This window comes from Streptomyces sp. NPDC000348 (genome assembly GCF_042898795.1).
Taxonomy (GTDB): Bacteria; Actinomycetota; Actinomycetes; order Streptomycetales; family Streptomycetaceae; genus Streptomyces.
The window spans coordinates 409,827-426,324 of record NZ_JBIAZD010000006.1 but is presented as its reverse complement, the minus strand read 5'-3'; the positions used below and the strand labels follow the sequence as shown (position 1 = coordinate 426,324).

The following is a 16,498-nucleotide window of genomic DNA, read 5'->3' as shown; positions in this document are numbered from 1 at the left end:
GTCCCGTCCTCCGCCCGGCTCAGCCGGCCTGCTGGAGCTGCGGCAGCACCTTGGTGCGGTAGAAGTCGAAGAAGCCGCGCAGGTCGGGGCCGATCTGGTTGACGTAGATCCGGTCGAAACCCGCCTCGGCGAACTGCCGCAGCTCGGCGACGTGCTCGTCCACGTCGTCGCCGCACACCCGGTTCTCCCGCACCATGTCCTCGGTGACCAGGGTCTGCGCCTGCTCGAAGTGCTTCGGCGACGGCAGCACCTGACCCAGTTCGCCGGGCAGCTGCTCGTTCGCCCAGAGCCGGTGCACGGTGCGCACGCACGCGTCGCGGTCGGTGCCGTAGCAGACCTTGGTGCCGCCGCTGACCGGCTTCCCGCCGCCCCCGCCCTTGCGGTACTGCTCCACCATCGAGGCGTCCGGCATCATCGTGATGTAGCCGTCGCCGACCCGGGCGGCGAGCTTGGTCGCCGCCGGGCCGAAGCCCGAGATGTCGATCGGTATGGGCGCGTCCGGCAGGGTGTACAGGCGGGCGTTCTCCACCGTGTAGTGCGTGCCGTGGTGGTTGACCTCCTCGCCGGTGAACAGCCGGCGCATCACCTGGATCGACTCCTCCAGCATCTCCAGCCGTACGTGCGCGGGCGGCCAGGCGCCCCCGAGGATGTGCTCGTTCAGCGCCTCGCCCGTGCCCACGCCCAGCCGGAACTCCCCCGGTGACATCACCGCGGCCGTGGCCGCCGCCTGCGCCACCACCGCCGGGTGCGTCCGCACGGTCGGACAGGTCACCGCCGTCCCCACCGGCAGCGACACCGCCTCCGACAGTGCGCCGATCACCGACCACACGAAGGGGCTCTGTCCCTGTTCGTCGTTCCACGGGTGGTAGTGGTCCGAGATCCACAGGGCCTGGAATCCGGCCTGCTCGGCCATCCGCGCCTGCTCGATCAGCTCGGCGGGACCGTACTGCTCGCACGAGAGGAAGTAACCGTACTCGGGCATGGGGGGTGCCTCCGCGACGTGGGCGGTTCGGGTCCCGGTCCGGGTACCCGGGGGGCCGGGCGGAAACCGGCCGGACGTTTGGCGGCCCCCGGCCGGGGGGACGCGGAAGTCTCCCGACGTCCGCGACAGCGCCGGAGGCGAATCGTGAGTCGACCCCGCACAGTGATCGTCGGTGCCGGCTTCGCCGGATACCGCACGGCCCGGACCCTTTCCCGGCTGGCCCGTGGGCGCGCCGAGATCGTCCTGCTCAATCCCACCGACTACTTCCTGTACCTCCCCCTGCTGCCCCAGGTCGCCGCCGGCGTCCTGGAACCGCGCCGGGCCACCGTCTCCCTCTCCGGCACGCTGCCGCACGTGAAGCTGGTGCTGGGGGAGTCCGACCGGATCGACCTCGACGCGCGGCAGGTCCACTACACCGGGCCGGAGGGCGAGGGCGGCACCCTCGAGTACGACCGGCTGGTCCTCGCGGCCGGCAGCGTCAACAAGCTGCTGCCGATCCCCGGTGTCGCCGAGCACGCCCACGGCTTCCGCGGCCTGCCCGAGGCGCTGTACCTGCGTGACCACGTGACCCGGCAGGTGGAGCTCGCCGCCGCCACCGACGACCCCAAGCGGTGCGCCGCCCGCTGCACGTTCGTCGTGGTCGGCGCCGGCTACACCGGCACGGAAGTCGCCGCGCACGGGCAGCTGTTCACCGACTCGCAGGTCGCCAGGCACCCGATGCGGACCGGGATGCGGCCGCGCTGGATGCTGCTGGACATCGCCGACCGGGTCCTGCCCGAGCTGGACGAACGGCTCTCCCGCACGGCCGACACCGTGCTGCGGGAACGGGGCGTGGACGTGCGGATGGGCACCTCCGTGAAGGAGGCCACGCACGAGGGAGTGCTGCTGACCGACGGGGAGTTCGTCGACACCCGCACCCTGGTGTGGTGCGTGGGCGTACGCCCCGACCCGCTCGCCGAGTCCCTCGGGCTGCCCATGGAGCGCGGTCGGCTGCTCGTCGACCCGTACCTGCGGGTGCCGGGCCGGCCCGAGGTGTTCGCCTGCGGGGACGCCGCCGCGGTGCCCGATCTGGAGAAGCCCGGCTCGTACACCCCGATGACCGCGCAGCACGCCTGGCGGCAGGGCAAGGTGTGCGCGCACAACGTCGCCGCGTCGTTCGGTGACGGCGAGCGGCGCGCCTACCGGCACAAGGACATGGGGTTCGTGGTGGACCTGGGTGGCGTCAAGGCCGCCGCCAACCCGCTCGGCGTGAACCTGTCCGGGGTGGCGGCGGGGGCGGTCACCCGCGGCTACCACCTCGCGGCGATGCCGGGAAACCGGGTCCGGGTGGCCGCCGACTGGCTCCTCGACGCCGTACTGCCGCGCCAGGCGGTCCAGTTGGGGCTCGTACGGTCCTGGTCGGTGCCGCTGGACACGTCGTCGCCGGAGCTGGCGCGGGTGCCGGGCAAGCAGGGGCGGGGACAGTCCTCCGGGGACGGGACACAGCCCCCGGCGGGGAACCGGGCCGGTGGAGGGTCCGCCGAGGACCGGCCGGGTGCCGAGCCGGCGAAGGGCCGGCCCGGCGGTGAGCCCGCGAAGAACCAGCCCGGTGGCGAACCGGCGAAGGGCCGGCCCGGTGGTGAACCGGCGAAGGGCCAGCCCGGCGGTGAACCGGCCAGGAACCAGCCCGGTGGTGAGCCCGCGAAGGGCCGGCCCGGTGGTGAGCCCGCGAAGGGCGGGCCCGCCGTCGCCCCGCCCCCCGATCAGCCGCCGCCCGGTCCCGACGTCGCGCCCGGCCCCGTCAAACGCACCGACCGCCCCACCGAAGGAGACTCATGAACACCGGTGAACTCGTCGAGCTCGGACAGCAGTTGCGGGTGGACAGTGTCCGCGCCGCGGCCGCCGCGGGCTCCGGGCACCCCACGTCCTCGATGTCCGCGGCCGACCTGACGGCCGTGCTGTTCGCCCGCCACTTCCGCTACGACTTCGAGCGCCCCGACCACCCGGGCAACGACCGCTTCGTCCTCTCCAAGGGCCACGCCTCGCCCCTGATGTACGCCGTCTACAAGGCGGCCGGCGCCATCGACGACGAGGAACTGCTCACCTTCCGCAAGAGCGGCAGCCGCCTCGAAGGGCACCCCACCCCCCGTCGGCTGCCCTGGGTCGAGACGGCCACCGGCTCCCTCGGCCAGGGCCTCCCCGTCGGCGTCGGCATTGCGCTGGCCGGGAAGCGGCTGGACCACGCCGACCACCGCGTGTGGGTGCTGTGCGGCGACAGCGAACTGGCCGAGGGCTCGGTCTGGGAGGCCGCCGAGCACGCCGCCCACGAGCACCTGGACAACCTCACGGCGATCGTGGACGTCAACCGGCTCGGCCAGCGCGGCCCCACCCGGCACGGCCACGACCTCGACGCCTACGCCCGCCGCTTCCAGGCCTTCGGCTGGCACACCGTCGAAGTGGACGGCCACGACGTGGACGCCGTCGACCGCGCCTACGGTGAGGCCCTGTCCACCAGGGGCCAGCCCACCGCGATCCTCGCCCGCACTCTCAAGGGCAAGGGCGTCGAGGCGGTCCAGGACCGCGAGGGCCTGCACGGCAAGCCGCTGCCCGAGGCCGAGGAGGCGATCGCCGAACTCGGCGGCCCCCGCGACCTGCGCATCCGGGTGGAGCGGCCGCCCGCCGAGGGGGCACCGCCCGCCCGGCACACCGGCCGGCCCGAACTGCCCCGCTGGGACAAGGGCGAGGAGGTGGCCACCCGGAACGCCTTCGGCGAGGCGCTGACCGCCCTCGGCGCCGCGCGCGGCGACGTCGTCACCCTCGACGGGGAGGTCGGCGACTCCACCCGCGCGGAGGCGTTCGCCAAGGAACACCCCGAGCGCTACTTCGAGTGCTACATCGCCGAGCAGCAGATGGTCGCCACGGCGGTCGGCGTCGCGGCGCGCGGCTGGACCCCGTACGCCGTCACCTTCGCGGCCTTCCTCACCCGCGCCCACGACTTCATCCGCATGGCGTCGGTCAGCGGCTCCGGGATCAACCTCGTCGGCTCGCACGCGGGCGTCGCCATCGGCCAGGACGGTCCCAGCCAGATGGGCCTGGAGGACCTGGCGATGATGCGGGCGGTGCACGGCTCGACCGTGCTGTACCCGTGCGACGCCAACCAGACCGCGCGGCTGGTCGCCGCGACGGCCGACCTCGACGGCATCCGCTACCTGCGCACCTCGCGCGGTGCGAGCCCGGTGATCTACGGCCCCGACGAGGAGTTCCCCGTCGGCGGCAGCAAGGTGCTGCGCTCCTCCGGCCACGACCGGCTCACCCTCGTCGCGGCGGGCGTCACCGTGTCCGAGGCACTGGCCGCCGCGGAGGCCCTGGAGGACGAGGGCATCGCCGTGCGGGTGATCGACCTGTACTCGGTGAAGCCGGTCGACCGGGAGACGCTGCGCACGGCCGCCGAGGAGACCGGCTGCCTGATGACGGTGGAGGACCACCACCCGGAGGGCGGCCTCGGGGACGCGGTCGCGGAGGCCTTCGCCGACGGGAGCCCCGTACCGCGCCTGGTGCGGCTGGCCGTGCGCGACATGCCGGGTTCGGCCTCCCCGGACGAGCAGCTGCGCACCGCCGGGATCGACGCCGAGTCGATCGCGGCGGCCGGCCGGCTGCTGGTGGGGGAGGCGATCGTGTCGTGAGCGACGACGGCGCGCGCACCGTACGGGCGGGCCGTCGCCGGGTGGAGATCCACCGGCCGGGGAAGGTGCTCTTCCCCGGCGGCGGGGACACCGGGGAGTACACCAAGGGCGACCTCGTCGACTACCACCGGGCCGTCGCCCCGTTCATGCTGCCGCACCTGAGGGGCCGCCCGCTGATGCTGGACCGGCGCCCGGACGGCATCGACGGCCCGGCGTTCATGCAGAAGAACACCCCGGACGGCTACCCGGACTGGATCACCCGGGCCGAGGTCGCCAAGGAGGGCGGCACCGTCACGCACACCGTGTGCGACGACACCGCCACCCTCCTCTACCTCGTCGACCAGGCCGGCATCACCCTGCACCGCTGGCTGTCCCGCGCCGACCGGATCGACCGGCCGGACCGGCTGGTCTTCGACCTCGACCCCTCCGGCGACGACTTCGGGACGGTACGGGAGGCGGCGCGGCTGCTGGGGGAGCTGCTGGACGAGCTGGACCTGCCCTCGGCGCTCATGACCACCGGCTCCCGGGGCCTGCACGTGATCGTGCCGCTCTCCGGCGACCACGCCTTCGACGACGTGCGCGCCTTCGCCCGAGAGGTCGCCGACACCCTCGCCGCCGCCCACCCCGACCGGCTCACCACCGCCGCCCGCAAGAAGGACCGCGGCGACCGGCTCTACCTCGACGTGCAGCGCAACGCCTACGCGCAGACCGCGGTCGCCCCCTGCACCGTCCGGGCCCTGCCCGGGGCCCCCGTCGCCACACCCGTCTCCTGGGACCAGCTGGACGATCCGGGCCTGCACGCCCGCCGCTGGACCGTCGCCGACGCCGTCGAGCAGGTGCGCACCGACCCGTGGTCGGACCTGCCGCGCCGGGGACGGGCCCTGGGTCCCGCCCGCCGCCGGCTGGCCGCCCTGCGGGACTGAGGAACGGCGCCGGCACCCCTCCCACCGGGCGCGATGCCCGGCCGTGGAGATCGACCGAGGGCATGGAGGTTTGGCGAACACGCCTGCGGCCACACGGAGGAGGAGGTGGCCATGACGAACACGAAGAACACCGAAGAGTCACAAGGTTCACAGGAAAACCAGGACTCACAGGAAACCCGCGACTCGACGAGCAACAACAGAAGCACCAAGCGGCCGAGCCCGATGGAGGTGCTGCGCCAGGCGCGCGGCCAGCTCGCGGAGCTCACCGGGATGGAAGCCGAGTCCGTGTCGTCCTTCGAGCAGACGGAGGAGGGCTGGGCGCTGGAGGTCGAGGTCCTCGAACTCGAGCGGGTGCCCGACACGATGAGCCTGATGGCGAGTTACCAGGTCGAGCTGGATCCCGACGGTCAGCTCACCGGGTACCGGCGCGTCCGCCGCTACGAGCGCGGACGGGCCGACGCGCGCAGGTCCGGCGGCCACTAGGCCGCCCGGCCGGACCCACACCCACAGACAGCAAGGAGGGACAGTCGGAATGACAGTCGTACCGGCACAGCAGACCGGTGGTGGAGGCGGCAGCAGCGGCCTCTACGACGTGCTCGAGCTCGTTCTGGACAGGGGGCTCGTCATCGACGCCTTCGTGCGCGTGTCCCTGGTCGGAATCGAGATCCTCAAGATCGACGTCCGGGTCGTGGTCGCCAGCGTCGACACCTATCTCCGCTTCGCCGAGGCGTGCAACCGCCTCGACCTGGAGGCCGGGCCCCGCAAGAGCCCGGGTCTGCCCGAGATCGTCGGGGAGGTCACCGAGTCCGGCGCCCGCGGCAAGTCCAAGGGGGCGCTGTCCGGTGCCGCGGAGACCATCTCCGACGCCTTCAAGCAGGCGCGTGAGGGCGGATCCGAGCGTGAGACCGAGTCGCGTCCGCGGGCCCGCAAGAGCACTGCCGCCCGCCGGAAGGAGGAGCAGGAGTGAGCACCTACGTCTACGGCATCACGGCGGCGTCGCACCCGTCACTGCCCGAGGGCATGGGTGGCGTCGGTGACCCGCCGAACCCGGTGCGCATCCTGCGGGAGGGCGAGCTGGCGGCCGTGGTCAGCGACGCGCCCGAGGGGCTGCGGCCCAAGCGCAGGGAGCTGCTCGCCCACCAGAACGTGCTCAGCGAGATCGGTGCGGCCGGCTGCGTGCTGCCCATGCGCTTCGGGAGCGTCGCCCCGGACGACGGCTCCGTCACCGGTGTGCTCGCCGAGCGCGCCGAACACTACCTGGAGCGGCTGCACGCCCTGGACGACCGGGTCGAGTACAACGTCAAGGCCAACCACGTGGAAGAAGCCGTACTGCACCACGTGATGGCCGGAAACCCGGAGATCCGCGCCCTCGCGGAGGCCAACCGGCAGTCCGGCGGCGGCAGTTACGAGGACAAGATCCGGCTCGGCGAGATGGTGGCCGCGGCGGTCAAGGCCAAGGAGTCCGAGGACGGCACGGCGCTGGAGCAGGCGCTGGAAAGGGCGGCCGACGCCGTGAGCGTGGGCCCCGAGTCCACGGGCTGGCTCGCCAACGTCTCCTACCTGGTGAAGCGGGAGACGGCGGAGGACTTCCTGGCCGCGGTGGAGCGGGTCCGCAAGGACATGCCCCACCTCGAGGTGCGCCTGAACGGTCCGCTGCCGCCCTACAGCTTCGTCGAGCCCGGCCCGGCCGAGCCGGCGGGCACCGCGGCCGGTGGAGCGGACACCGGAGCGGGGTGACGACATGGGCCTGATCTCGGAGGTGCTGCTGCTGCCGTTCGCTCCGGTACGCGGCAGCGGCTGGGCCATCAGGCAGGTGGTGAAGGAAGCGGAACGCATCTACTACGACCCCGCCACGATACGCGCCGAACTGGCCCGGCTGGAGGAGCAGCTGGAAGCCGGAGAGATCAGCGAGGAGGAGTTCGACCGGCAGGAGGACGAACTCCTCGACCGGCTGGAGACCGCAACGCGCACCGGCGCGGGGGATGGGACGGCAGGACAGTGAATCGAACGGGACTGGGCCTCGCGATCGGGGCCGGATACCTCCTCGGACGGACCAAGAAGCTGAAGATGGCGCTTGCCGTCGGAGGCATGGTGGCGGGCAAGAAGCTGAACCTCAGCCCGCGCATGGTCACGGACCTGGTGTCGCAGCAGCTGCGGAACAATCCCCAGTTCAAGGAACTCGGCGACCAGCTGCGCGGTGACATGCGCGGCGTCGGCAAGGCCGCCTCCGGCGCGCTGGTCGAGCGGCAGCTCGACTCCCTCGCCGACCGGCTGCACGGCCGTACCGCCGGAATGCGGGACCGGCTGGCGGGCGGCGGTGCGAAGGACGACGCCGGGGCGGAACACGCCGAGGACGCGGAGGCGGAGGACCGGGAGCCGCCGGACGAGGACGAGCCGTCCTCCGAGCGGCCGGCCGGGAAGGAGGCTGCCAGGAAGGCGCCGGGCAGGAAGGCGCCGGGCAAGAAGGCCGCCCCCGTGAAGAAGGCGGCGGCGAAGAAGACGGCGCCCGCGAAGAAGACGGCCGCGAAGAAGACCGCCGCCGCGGCCCGCGGGGCCCGCTCCCGCACCACGAAGGGAGGCGGTGAGGGATGACCGAGACCCTCGGACGGGCCGGCTCCGCCGCACGGGACGGCGTGAGCGGGGCCGGGAAGAACCCGCTCGCCGACGTGGCCCACAGCGAGGCCGCCGACCGGCTCAAGGCGGAGCTGCAGGACTACCTCGCGGCCCAGGCCACCCGGATGCTGACCGGCCTCGGCCACAAGCTCGGCGAGACCACGAACAAGCTCAACGACATCGCCGAGGGCAAGAGCCCGGGCTTCGCCAAGCTCGCCCTCGAGGGCGGCCGGAAGATCGCCGAGGGCAAGAGCCCCCTGCGCACCGCCGTCGAGCTCGGCGCCTCGCGGGCCAAGGACAGCGTGATGGGCAAGCTCAAGGGACTGGGCGGCGGCAAGGGCAAGCGCAAGCGCTCGTCGGGCAACAAGCCCACCGTCATCATGGAGTACATCGACGTCGGGGTCCCGCTGCGCACCGCCTACGACCAGTGGACGCAGTACCAGGACTTCAGCACCTTCGCCAAGGGCGTCAAGAGCGCCAGCAAGGCCGACGACACCACGTCGGACTGGCAGGCGAAGATCTGGTGGTCCAACCGCAGCTGGAAGGCGAAGACCACCGAGCAGGTCCCCGACGACCGCATCGCCTGGTCCTCGGAGGGCGCCAAGGGCACGACGCGGGGCGTCGTCTCCTTCCACCGCCTCGCCGACAGCCTCACCCGGGTCCTGCTGGTCATCGAGTACTACCCCTCGGGGTTCTTCGAGAAGACGGGCAACATCTGGCGTGCCCAGGGCCGCCGTGCCCGGCTGGACCTGAAGAACTTCGCCCGCTTCATCACCCTCAAGGGCGAGGCCGAGGACAGCTGGCGGGGCGAGATCCGCGACGGCGAGGTGGTGCGCAGCCACGAGGACGCCCTCGCCGAGGAGGAGCAGGAGGGCACCTCCGAGGAGGAGAACGAGGAGGAACCCGAAGAGGGGACCGAGGAGGAGCCCGAAGAGGGGACCGAGGAGGACGACGAGGCCCCTTCGGACGAGTACGACGAGGAGTCCGAGGGCGAGTACGAGGACGAAGCCGGCACGGAACCCGAGGAGGAGTACGAGCCGGAGGCCGAGGAGTCCGAGGAGGAGTACGAGCCCGAGGACGAGGAGGAGCCCGAGGGCGAAGAGGCCGAGGAGTCCGAGGACGCCTACGAGGAGGACGAGTACCCGGAGGACGAGTACGAGGACGAGGCCGAGGCCGAGGCCGAGCCCGAGGACGAGCGGTCTGAGAGCCGGAGCCGCCGATGACGACCCCCAGCCGCCTGCCCGAGCCGTACGGCCAGGGCAGCGGCGCCAATCTCGCCGACATCCTGGAAAGGGTGCTCGACAAGGGTGTCGTGATCGCGGGTGACATCCGCATCAACCTGCTGGACATCGAGCTCCTCACCATCAAGCTGCGGCTCGTCGTCGCCTCCGTCGACAAGGCGAAGGAGATGGGGATCGACTGGTGGGAGTCCGACCCGGCGCTGTCCTCGCGCGCCCGGCGCGACGAACTGGCCAGGGAGAACGCGGAGCTGCGCGAACGGCTGGCCCGGCTGGAGGAACTGGGACTGGAGCCCCGCCGCGCACAGGAGGAGAGCCCGTGACCGGACTGCGGTACGTCTACGCGGTCTGCCGTCCCTACGGCACGCCGCTCCAGGCACAGCTGACCGGAGTCGGGGGTGATCCGCCCCGGCTGCTGTCCCACCACGGCCTGGTGGCCGTCGTCAGCCACGTGCCCGAGGCGGACTTCGCGGAGGAACCGCTGCGCGCGCACCTGGAGGACCTCGACTGGCTGACCGGGGTCGCCCGCGCCCACCAGGGGGTGATCGACGCGCTCACCACCGTCACCACCCCGCTGCCGCTGCGGCTCGGCACCGTGTTCCGCGACGACAGCGGGGTACGGACCATGATGGAGGCGCGTGAGGAGAGCTTCCTGCGCACCCTGGACCGGCTGGAGGGCCGGGTCGAGTGGGGCGTCAAGGTGTACGTCGAGTCGGACCGGGCGCCACAGGCCCCCGCCGCGGCCGCGCCGAAACCGACGTCCGGCCGGGACTACCTGCGACAGCGGCGGATGCAGACGAAATCGCAGGACGACCTGTGGCAGCGGGCCGAGACCTTCGCGACCCGGCTGCACGAGACCCTTTCCGGGGCCGCCGAGGACTCCAGGCTGCACGCACCGCAGAATCCCGCGCTCTCCGGCGCCTCCGGGCGCAACGTGCTCAACGCCGCCTACCTCGTGCCCCGGGTGACATCCGAGGAATTCGTGGAAAAGGTGGACCGGACGAAGGACGACGTGCCCGGAATACGCGTCGAACTCACCGGCCCCTGGGCGGCCTATTCGTTCGCCGGTGAGGACATCGACGAGAAGGAGGGTCCGTGACCGTCGTCGAACGCCGCGAAATAGCCCTGGTGGACCTGCTCGACCGGCTCCTGGCCGGCGGGGTCGTCATCAAGGGCGACATCACGCTGCGCATCGCGGACGTCGACCTGGTCCGGATCGACCTCAACGCGCTCATCAGCTCCGTGAACGCGCGGGTCCCCTCCCCCTTCGAGGAGTCGCGGTGACGGCCGGGCCGGGCGAGCGGCACGCCGAGCCGCACGACGGCCGGCGCAGGAGCCTGGACCTGGAGCCGGACACGGTCGAACGCGACCTGATCAAGCTGGTGCTCACCGTCGTGGAACTGCTGCGCCAGCTCATGGAACGGCAGGCGGTGCGCCGGTTCGACGAGGGGGACCTGACCGAGGAGCAGGAGGAGCGGGTCGGGCTCACCCTCATGCTGCTCGAGGACCGCATGGCGGAACTGCGCAACCGCTACGGACTGCGGCCCGAGGACCTGAACCTGGACCTCGGGCCGCTCGGACCGCTGCTTCCCCGGGACTGACCCCGGGCGACGTCCCCGGGACCGGGTCCCGGGGATCTCCCGTCACCTCACCACCGGTACCAGCGGCCCCCTGCTCCCGCCCGCCGACGCGCCGCGCATGAAGAATCCCAGCAGCCACACGACCAGGACCGCCAGGGCGATCGACCAGAGAACCTTCACCGCGAATCCGGCGCCGAAAAGGATCAGCACCAGCAGCAGCACGAGAAGAACGGGAACCATGATGTCGATCTCCTGACATCCTGATGGCCCGAAAAGCGCGGTTCAGGCCTCCTTGCGGCAGAGGATCTCCCCGTGCAGCACACCGAACCAGCCGTCCTCCCGGCCGCCCCATTCCCGCCACGCCCCGGCCACGTCCCGCAACTGCTGCCGGGTGGCGTGGCCGCCGTCCACGGCCCGCTCGGCATAGGCCGACGCCACCGTGCGGTCCGCCCACAGGCCACTCCACCAGGCCCGCTCCTCGGCGGTCGAGAAGGTCCAGGTGCCCGAGGTCGCCGTGACGTCCGTGAAGCCCGCGGCGAGCGCCCAGGACTTCAGCCGCCGCCCGGCGTCCGGCTCGCCCCCGTTGGCCCGGGCCACCCGCCGGTAGAGGTCCAGCCAGTCGTCCATGCCCGGTGACGGGGGATACCAGGTCATCGCCGCGTAGTCGGAGTCCCGGACGGCGACGAACCCGCCCGGTCTGGTCACCCGCCGCATCTCCCGCAACGCCCGCACCGGATCGCCCACGTGCTGGAGCACCTGATGGGCGTGGACCACGCAGAACGTGTCGTCCGGGAAGTCCAGCGCGTGCACGTCCCCCACCGTGAAGCCGGTGTTCGTCAGCCCCCGCTCGCCGGCCACCGCCCGGGCCCGCTCCAGGATCCCCGGCTCCCGGTCGAGTCCGGTGACGTGCCCGTCGGGCACCCGTTCCGCCAGGTCGGCGGTGATGGTGCCGGGCCCGCACCCGATGTCCAGGATCCGCATGTGGGGCCTGAGGGCCCCCAGGAGGTACGCCGCCGAGTTCTCGGCGGTCCGCCAGGTGTGCGACCGCAGCACCGACTCGTGGTGGCCGTGTGTGTAGACGGCGGTCTCCCGCGCTTCCGGCATGACGAACCCACCCCTTTTACTTTCGTAGGAGGGCACTCACGCTACGCCCGTCGGCCGCATGGTGAGACCAGCGTTTCATATTCTGGTACGCCCCTGTCGAAAACCTTTTGCCACCTGCGCCGACGACCCCGCACAATCACCACCATGGGTCATCTGGAAGCCGCGCACCTCGAGCACCACCTCCCCGACGGAAGGACGCTGCTGGGCGATGTGTCCTTCCGGGTGGGGGAGGGGGCCGTGGTGGCCCTCGTCGGGCCCAACGGCGCGGGCAAGACCACCCTGCTGCGCCTTCTCGCCGGCGAGCTGAAGCCGCACGGCGGCTCCGTCACCGTCACCGGCGGCCTCGGCGTCATGCGCCAGTTCGTCGGCTCCGTACGGGACGCGACGACCGTGCGCGACCTGCTGGTGTCCGTGGCGCAGCCCAGGATCCGCGAGGCCGCCCGCGCCGTCGACGCCGCCGAACACGCGATCATGGCGGTCGACGACGAAGCCGCCCAGCTCGCCTACGCGCAGGCCCTCGCGGACTGGGCCGAGGCACGCGGGTACGAGGCCGAGACGCTGTGGGACATCTGCACCACCGCCGCGCTGGGCGTGCCCTACGAGAAGGCGCAGTGGCGCGAGGTCCGCACCCTCTCCGGAGGCGAACAGAAGCGTCTGGTGCTGGAGGCGCTGCTGCGCGGCACCGACGAGGTGCTGCTGCTCGACGAGCCGGACAACTACCTCGACGTGCCCGGCAAGCGCTGGCTGGAGGAACGGCTCGCCGAGACCCGCAAGACCGTCCTCTTCGTCTCCCACGACCGCGAACTCCTCGCCCGTGCCGCCCAGAAGGTCGTCTCCCTGGAACCGGGCCCCGCGGGCGCCGACGCATGGGTGCACGGCGGCGGCTTCGCCACCTTCCACCAGGCCCGGCGGGAGCGCTTCGCCCGCTTCGAGGAACTGCGCCGCCGCTGGGACGAGAAGCACGCCCAGCTGAAGAAGCTGGTCCTGACGCTGCGCCAGGCCGCCGAGAACAGCCCGGACATGGCGTCCCGCTACCGCGCCGCCCAGACCAGGCTGCGCAAGTTCGAGGAGGCCGGACCCCCGCCGGAGCCCCCGCGCGAGCAGGACATCAGGATGCGCCTCAGGGGCGGCCGTACCGGGGTGCGCGCCGTCACCTGCGAGCGGCTCGAGCTCACCGGCCTGATGAAACCCTTCGACCTGGAGGTCTTCTACGGCGAACGGGTCGCCGTGCTCGGCTCCAACGGCTCCGGCAAGTCCCACTTCCTGCGCCTGCTCGCCGGCGAGGGCGTGGCCCACACCGGGAACTGGAAACTCGGCGCGCGCGTGCTGCCCGGACACTTCGCGCAGACCCACGCCCGCCCCGAACTGCTGGGCCGCACCCTCCTGGACATCCTGTGGGCCGAGCACTCCCAGGACCGGGGCGCCGCCATGTCACGCCTGCGCCGGTACGAACTGACCCAGCAGGCCGAGCAGACCTTCGACCGCCTCTCCGGCGGCCAGCAGGCCCGCTTCCAGATCCTGCTCCTGGAACTCCAGGGCGTCACGGCCCTGCTCCTCGACGAGCCCACCGACAACCTCGACCTGGAATCGGCCGAAGCCCTCCAGGAAGGCCTGGAGGGCTTCGAGGGCACGGTCCTCGCCGTCACCCACGACCGCTGGTTCGCCCGCTCCTTCGACCGCTTCCTGGTCTTCGGCGGCGACGGCCACGTCAGGGAGACCCCCGAGCCGGTCTGGGACGAACGCCGGGTGGAACGGGCGCGCTAGGACGCGGCCGGGGGTCACTTCCAGCGCAGCAGCGCGCCCAGTCCGCCGGCCGGCGCGTCGTCCCGCGCGCCCGGCGCCGCGGCCACCGAGAGCGCGGGCGCGTCCGTCGCCACCGCCGACCGGATCAGCGCGTCGTCCGCCCGCGCCGACCAGGAGTTCTGCTCGCCGAGCACCTTCAGGTCCGTGCGCCGCACCGCCAGCTGGTCCGGATCCTCACCGATCCACACCTCACGGTGCGCGTCGGCCGAGTCCAGCCGGATCAGCAGCTCCTCGATCCGGTGCTCGCGCGCGGCCTCGACCAGCGCCGGCACGCCCTCCACGGCACCCGCACGGCCCTCGTCGTCGGGGCTGCGCGCGGCGAGGAACCGCTCCAGCTCCGCCGCGGCCCGGTCGCGGACATGATCCGCGCGGATCCGCTCCACGTCCTCGTCGAGCAGCCTGCTGCCCGCGCCGTGCGAGGCCTCGGTCACCACGTCGTGCAACCGCTGCGGCAGCCGTTCGTGCACGGAGCGCCGCTCACGGTCGTCACCGACGAGGATCAGCAGGTCGGCGCCGGTCTCCTCGTGGCAGACGGCGAGCGCGTCGGCGATCTCCGCGGCGTTGTGCTCCCAGGTGTTCTCCACCCGCAGCTGGAAATGGCGTTCCGACCAGTCGAGAGAGCCCGTCCGGTGCAGGGGCCACTGCTGCCCGGTGACACCGCCCGCGTCGTCCCGGCCGAGCGCGCTGCGCAGTTCGAAGTCCGCGCCCCTGCGGTCGACGTAGGCGACGATGCACACCGGGTCCTCACCGGCCAGCTCCAGCAGCGGCGCGACCCTGGGCAGCGGCGCCCACTGCGCCCAGTCGCGCTGCGGGGACCGGGCCAGCGGCGGGTCGAGCACCACCTCGCCGCCCCGGGCGAACAAAGCGCGGCCGTGCGGTTCACCGGAGTGCTCCAGCTCCTCCAGCGCGCGCCGCACCGCCTGGCAGGTCGCCTCGTCCGCCCCCTGGTCGGCCAGCTCCGCGGCCATCGCCCGGGCCGTCAGCCGCCGTTCCTGAGGGGTGTGCTCCGTGTGCCGGGAGGTGTCGACGTAGACGGAGGCCCAAGGGCCGGGACGTTCGTAGAGTGGGTACAGGAAAGCGAGTTCCATGGCTCCCTCCCGGTGCCGTTCGGGTAGTGCCTGTGCCGGCCGGGCGGGTACCCGGACCACATGAACGCACACGACGAGCGGGGCGCCACGATGACCGGAGTCGAGCCGGACCGCCTGGACGACCAGCAGCTCATGAAGGAGCTGGAGACCATCCACCGCACGCGCCACGACACGCTGCTGTACGGCTCCAACGACGCGCTGCGGGTCCACAACGAGCGGATGGCCCAGCTGGAGGGCGAGTACCTGCGCCGCAACCCGCGCCGCCCGGTGGCCGCGGGCCGCACGCGCGAAGGTGCCCGGGAGCGGGGCGCCGCGGACACCACGACACCCACGACCCCGGGCACCTGACCGGCCTTACGGCCTATGCGGCCGTCCGCGCCCCGAACACCTCCAGGTAGGTCTCGCAGAAGGCCTTGAGGTCGTCCGGCTTGCGGCTGGTGACCAGCTTGTTCGGTCCGTGGTCGCAGACCTTCACCTGCTCGTCGACCCAGGTGGCGCCGGCGTTGCGCAGGTCGGTCCGCAGGCTGGGCCAGCTGGTCAGCACCCGGCCCCGGACGACGTCGGCCTCGACCAGGATCCAGGGGGCGTGGCAGATCGCGGCGACCGGCCGGCCCTGTTCGAAGAAGTCCCGCACGAACGCGACGGCCTTGTCGTCCATGCGCAGGAAGTCCGGGTTGGCCACCCCGCCCGGCAGCACCAGCCCGCCGAAGGAGTCCGCCGACGTCTCGCCGACGACCTCCTGCACGGGGAAGGTGTCCGCCTTGTCGAGGTGGTTGAACGCCTGGACCTTCCCCGGGCCCGTCGACACGAGCACGGGTTCGTGGCCGGCGTCCACCGCCGCCTGCCACGGTTCGGTCAGCTCCACCTGCTCGACGCCCTCGGGCGCGGTCAGGAATGCGATGCGCATGATGGTTCTACGTCCCTTCGTTCAGCTTTTCCCGTCCGGTTCCGCACGGCTGATGTCGGCCAGGGCCGAGTCGGGCGCCCGCGCCTCGGCCAGATCGCCGAGACTCACCAGCCCGACCGGCAGACCGCCCTCGACCACCGGTATCCGGCGTATCGCGTGCTCGCGCATCAGGGCGACGGCCGAGGACACCGGGTCGTCCGGGGCGAGCGTCAACGGGTCCGGCGTGCACACCGACCCCACGCTCACCCCGAGCGGATCCGCGCCCCGTGCGACGGCGCGGACCGTGATGTCGCGGTCGGTGAGCACGCCGACGACCCGCTGTCCGTCGGCCACCACCACGTCGCCGATGTTCTGGGTGCGCATCAGCTGCGCCGCCTCGACGATCGAGGCGTCCGGGCGCACGGCGACCACGCCCGGGGTCATCACGTCCTTGACGAACTCGGCCATGACCGAGGTCCTCCCTCCGGTCCCGGCCGCCGGGGGGCCGCGGGGCGGCCCCCCCCCCCCCCGCCCCCGGGGCCCCCGGGGCCCCCGCCCCCGGGCCGGGGGGGCCCCCGCCCCCGCCCCGGAGGCGGGCGGAGGGGGGGCGGGGCGGCCC

Annotated in this window: 20 protein-coding genes and 1 pseudogene; 15 read left to right on the top strand and 6 right to left on the bottom strand. The window is 72.6% G+C overall.

Features of this window, described 5'->3' with window-relative positions; genetic code table 11:
- Nucleotides 1-19: 19 nt before the first annotated feature.
- The gene (locus ACFY3N_RS15545) at nucleotides 20-982 is read right to left on the bottom strand and encodes an LLM class F420-dependent oxidoreductase (RefSeq protein WP_390817182.1); all 963 of its coding nucleotides are present in this window, start codon (nucleotides 980-982) and stop codon (nucleotides 20-22) included.
- A 144-nt stretch (nucleotides 983-1,126) separates the two neighbouring features.
- On the opposite strand from ACFY3N_RS15545, the gene ACFY3N_RS15540 reads away from it, so the two are divergent.
- The 13 genes from ACFY3N_RS15540 to ACFY3N_RS15480 all read left to right on the top strand — a co-directional run bounded on the left by ACFY3N_RS15540 (nucleotide 1,127) and on the right by ACFY3N_RS15480 (nucleotide 11,019).
- Nucleotides 1,127-2,800, top strand: a complete 1,674-nt coding sequence (locus ACFY3N_RS15540; protein WP_390817181.1) for an FAD-dependent oxidoreductase — start codon at nucleotides 1,127-1,129, stop codon at nucleotides 2,798-2,800.
- The gene (locus ACFY3N_RS15535) at nucleotides 2,797-4,644 is read left to right on the top strand and encodes a transketolase (RefSeq protein ID WP_390817180.1); all 1,848 of its coding nucleotides are present in this window, start codon (nucleotides 2,797-2,799) and stop codon (nucleotides 4,642-4,644) included. The genes ACFY3N_RS15540 and ACFY3N_RS15535 overlap by 4 nt, the downstream gene beginning before the upstream one ends.
- Complete coding sequence (gene ligD / locus ACFY3N_RS15530) at nucleotides 4,641-5,567, top strand: non-homologous end-joining DNA ligase (RefSeq protein WP_390817179.1); 927 nt, start codon at nucleotides 4,641-4,643, stop codon at nucleotides 5,565-5,567. The genes ACFY3N_RS15535 and ligD overlap by 4 nt, the downstream gene beginning before the upstream one ends.
- Nucleotides 5,568-5,678: 111 nt before the next feature.
- Nucleotides 5,679-6,050 carry a gas vesicle protein gene (locus tag ACFY3N_RS15525; protein WP_390817178.1) on the top strand — a complete coding sequence of 124 codons (372 nt, stop codon included), beginning with the start codon at nucleotides 5,679-5,681 and terminating at the stop codon, nucleotides 6,048-6,050.
- A 49-nt stretch (nucleotides 6,051-6,099) separates the two neighbouring features.
- Nucleotides 6,100-6,534, top strand: coding sequence for a gas vesicle structural protein GvpA (locus ACFY3N_RS15520; protein WP_390817177.1), 435 nt, complete (start codon nucleotides 6,100-6,102; stop codon nucleotides 6,532-6,534).
- Nucleotides 6,531-7,304, top strand: a complete 774-nt coding sequence (locus ACFY3N_RS15515) for a GvpL/GvpF family gas vesicle protein (RefSeq protein WP_390817176.1) — start codon at nucleotides 6,531-6,533, stop codon at nucleotides 7,302-7,304. The genes ACFY3N_RS15520 and ACFY3N_RS15515 overlap by 4 nt, the downstream gene beginning before the upstream one ends.
- 4 nt (nucleotides 7,305-7,308) lie before the next feature.
- Nucleotides 7,309-7,569, top strand: a complete 261-nt coding sequence (locus ACFY3N_RS15510; protein ID WP_390817175.1) for a gas vesicle protein GvpG — start codon at nucleotides 7,309-7,311, stop codon at nucleotides 7,567-7,569.
- The gene (locus ACFY3N_RS15505) at nucleotides 7,566-8,159 is read left to right on the top strand and encodes a DNA primase (protein WP_390817174.1); all 594 of its coding nucleotides are present in this window, start codon (nucleotides 7,566-7,568) and stop codon (nucleotides 8,157-8,159) included. Before ACFY3N_RS15510 ends, ACFY3N_RS15505 begins: the two co-directional genes overlap by 4 nt.
- Complete coding sequence (locus tag ACFY3N_RS15500) at nucleotides 8,156-9,403, top strand: SRPBCC family protein (protein ID WP_390817173.1); 1,248 nt, start codon at nucleotides 8,156-8,158, stop codon at nucleotides 9,401-9,403. Before ACFY3N_RS15505 ends, ACFY3N_RS15500 begins: the two co-directional genes overlap by 4 nt.
- A complete protein-coding gene (locus ACFY3N_RS15495; RefSeq protein WP_217135918.1) occupies nucleotides 9,400-9,741 on the top strand; it encodes a gas vesicle protein in 342 nt (113 codons plus the stop codon). Before ACFY3N_RS15500 ends, ACFY3N_RS15495 begins: the two co-directional genes overlap by 4 nt.
- Nucleotides 9,738-10,517, top strand: a complete 780-nt coding sequence (locus tag ACFY3N_RS15490; RefSeq protein WP_390817172.1) for a GvpL/GvpF family gas vesicle protein — start codon at nucleotides 9,738-9,740, stop codon at nucleotides 10,515-10,517. The genes ACFY3N_RS15495 and ACFY3N_RS15490 overlap by 4 nt, the downstream gene beginning before the upstream one ends.
- On the top strand, nucleotides 10,514-10,702 hold the full coding sequence (locus tag ACFY3N_RS15485; protein ID WP_030819115.1) for a gas vesicle protein: 189 nt from the start codon (nucleotides 10,514-10,516) through the stop codon (nucleotides 10,700-10,702). The genes ACFY3N_RS15490 and ACFY3N_RS15485 overlap by 4 nt, the downstream gene beginning before the upstream one ends.
- A complete protein-coding gene (locus tag ACFY3N_RS15480; RefSeq protein ID WP_390817171.1) occupies nucleotides 10,699-11,019 on the top strand; it encodes a gas vesicle protein K in 321 nt (106 codons plus the stop codon). Before ACFY3N_RS15485 ends, ACFY3N_RS15480 begins: the two co-directional genes overlap by 4 nt.
- Before the next feature lie 47 nt (nucleotides 11,020-11,066).
- Here the strand turns inward: ACFY3N_RS15480 and ACFY3N_RS15475 are convergent.
- Nucleotides 11,067-11,238, bottom strand: a pseudogene (locus ACFY3N_RS15475) (hydrophobic protein).
- Between the two features lie 42 nt (nucleotides 11,239-11,280).
- Nucleotides 11,281-12,102: a methyltransferase domain-containing protein gene (locus ACFY3N_RS15470; RefSeq protein WP_390817170.1), complete on the bottom strand. Its 822-nt coding sequence runs from the start codon at nucleotides 12,100-12,102 to the stop codon at nucleotides 11,281-11,283.
- Between the two features lie 144 nt (nucleotides 12,103-12,246).
- Here ACFY3N_RS15470 and ACFY3N_RS15465 point away from each other — a divergent pair, with 144 nt between their 5' ends.
- Nucleotides 12,247-13,866 carry an ABC-F family ATP-binding cassette domain-containing protein gene (locus ACFY3N_RS15465; protein ID WP_390817169.1) on the top strand — a complete coding sequence of 540 codons (1,620 nt, stop codon included), beginning with the start codon at nucleotides 12,247-12,249 and terminating at the stop codon, nucleotides 13,864-13,866.
- A gap of 14 nt (nucleotides 13,867-13,880) precedes the next feature.
- On the opposite strand, the gene ACFY3N_RS15460 is transcribed toward ACFY3N_RS15465, so the two are convergent.
- Nucleotides 13,881-14,993 carry a Vms1/Ankzf1 family peptidyl-tRNA hydrolase gene (locus ACFY3N_RS15460; protein WP_390817168.1) on the bottom strand — a complete coding sequence of 371 codons (1,113 nt, stop codon included), beginning with the start codon at nucleotides 14,991-14,993 and terminating at the stop codon, nucleotides 13,881-13,883.
- 60 nt (nucleotides 14,994-15,053) lie between these two features.
- Here ACFY3N_RS15460 and ACFY3N_RS15455 point away from each other — a divergent pair, with 60 nt between their 5' ends.
- A complete protein-coding gene (locus ACFY3N_RS15455; RefSeq protein ID WP_390817167.1) occupies nucleotides 15,054-15,341 on the top strand; it encodes a DUF6158 family protein in 288 nt (95 codons plus the stop codon).
- Between the two features lie 13 nt (nucleotides 15,342-15,354).
- On the opposite strand, the gene ACFY3N_RS15450 is transcribed toward ACFY3N_RS15455, so the two are convergent.
- Both ACFY3N_RS15450 and ACFY3N_RS15445 read right to left on the bottom strand, forming a co-directional pair.
- Nucleotides 15,355-15,900: a type 1 glutamine amidotransferase domain-containing protein gene (locus ACFY3N_RS15450; RefSeq protein WP_390817166.1), complete on the bottom strand. Its 546-nt coding sequence runs from the start codon at nucleotides 15,898-15,900 to the stop codon at nucleotides 15,355-15,357.
- Between the two features lie 21 nt (nucleotides 15,901-15,921).
- Nucleotides 15,922-16,347, bottom strand: a complete 426-nt coding sequence (locus ACFY3N_RS15445; RefSeq protein WP_390817165.1) for a CBS domain-containing protein — start codon at nucleotides 16,345-16,347, stop codon at nucleotides 15,922-15,924.
- Nucleotides 16,348-16,498: the final 151 nt, after the last annotated feature.

Excerpts from the sequence above, each read along its gene's own strand:
- ACFY3N_RS15545 (WP_390817182.1), bottom strand. The coding sequence starts at position 982 with ATGCCCGAGTACGGTTACTTCCTCTCGTGCGAGCAGTACGGTCCCGCC.
- ACFY3N_RS15535 (WP_390817180.1), top strand. The coding sequence starts at position 2,797 with ATGAACACCGGTGAACTCGTCGAGCTCGGACAGCAGTTGCGGGTGGAC.
- ACFY3N_RS15525 (WP_390817178.1), top strand. The coding sequence starts at position 5,679 with ATGACGAACACGAAGAACACCGAAGAGTCACAAGGTTCACAGGAAAAC.
- ACFY3N_RS15520 (WP_390817177.1), top strand. The coding sequence starts at position 6,100 with ATGACAGTCGTACCGGCACAGCAGACCGGTGGTGGAGGCGGCAGCAGC.
- ACFY3N_RS15510 (WP_390817175.1), top strand. The coding sequence starts at position 7,309 with ATGGGCCTGATCTCGGAGGTGCTGCTGCTGCCGTTCGCTCCGGTACGC.
- ACFY3N_RS15500 (WP_390817173.1), top strand. The coding sequence starts at position 8,156 with ATGACCGAGACCCTCGGACGGGCCGGCTCCGCCGCACGGGACGGCGTG.
- ACFY3N_RS15495 (WP_217135918.1), top strand. The coding sequence starts at position 9,400 with ATGACGACCCCCAGCCGCCTGCCCGAGCCGTACGGCCAGGGCAGCGGC.
- ACFY3N_RS15470 (WP_390817170.1), bottom strand. The coding sequence starts at position 12,102 with ATGCCGGAAGCGCGGGAGACCGCCGTCTACACACACGGCCACCACGAG.
- ACFY3N_RS15465 (WP_390817169.1), top strand. The coding sequence starts at position 12,247 with ATGGGTCATCTGGAAGCCGCGCACCTCGAGCACCACCTCCCCGACGGA.
- ACFY3N_RS15460 (WP_390817168.1), bottom strand. The coding sequence starts at position 14,993 with ATGGAACTCGCTTTCCTGTACCCACTCTACGAACGTCCCGGCCCTTGG.
- ACFY3N_RS15455 (WP_390817167.1), top strand. The coding sequence starts at position 15,054 with ATGAACGCACACGACGAGCGGGGCGCCACGATGACCGGAGTCGAGCCG.
- ACFY3N_RS15450 (WP_390817166.1), bottom strand. The coding sequence starts at position 15,900 with ATGCGCATCGCATTCCTGACCGCGCCCGAGGGCGTCGAGCAGGTGGAG.
- ACFY3N_RS15445 (WP_390817165.1), bottom strand. The coding sequence starts at position 16,347 with ATGGCCGAGTTCGTCAAGGACGTGATGACCCCGGGCGTGGTCGCCGTG.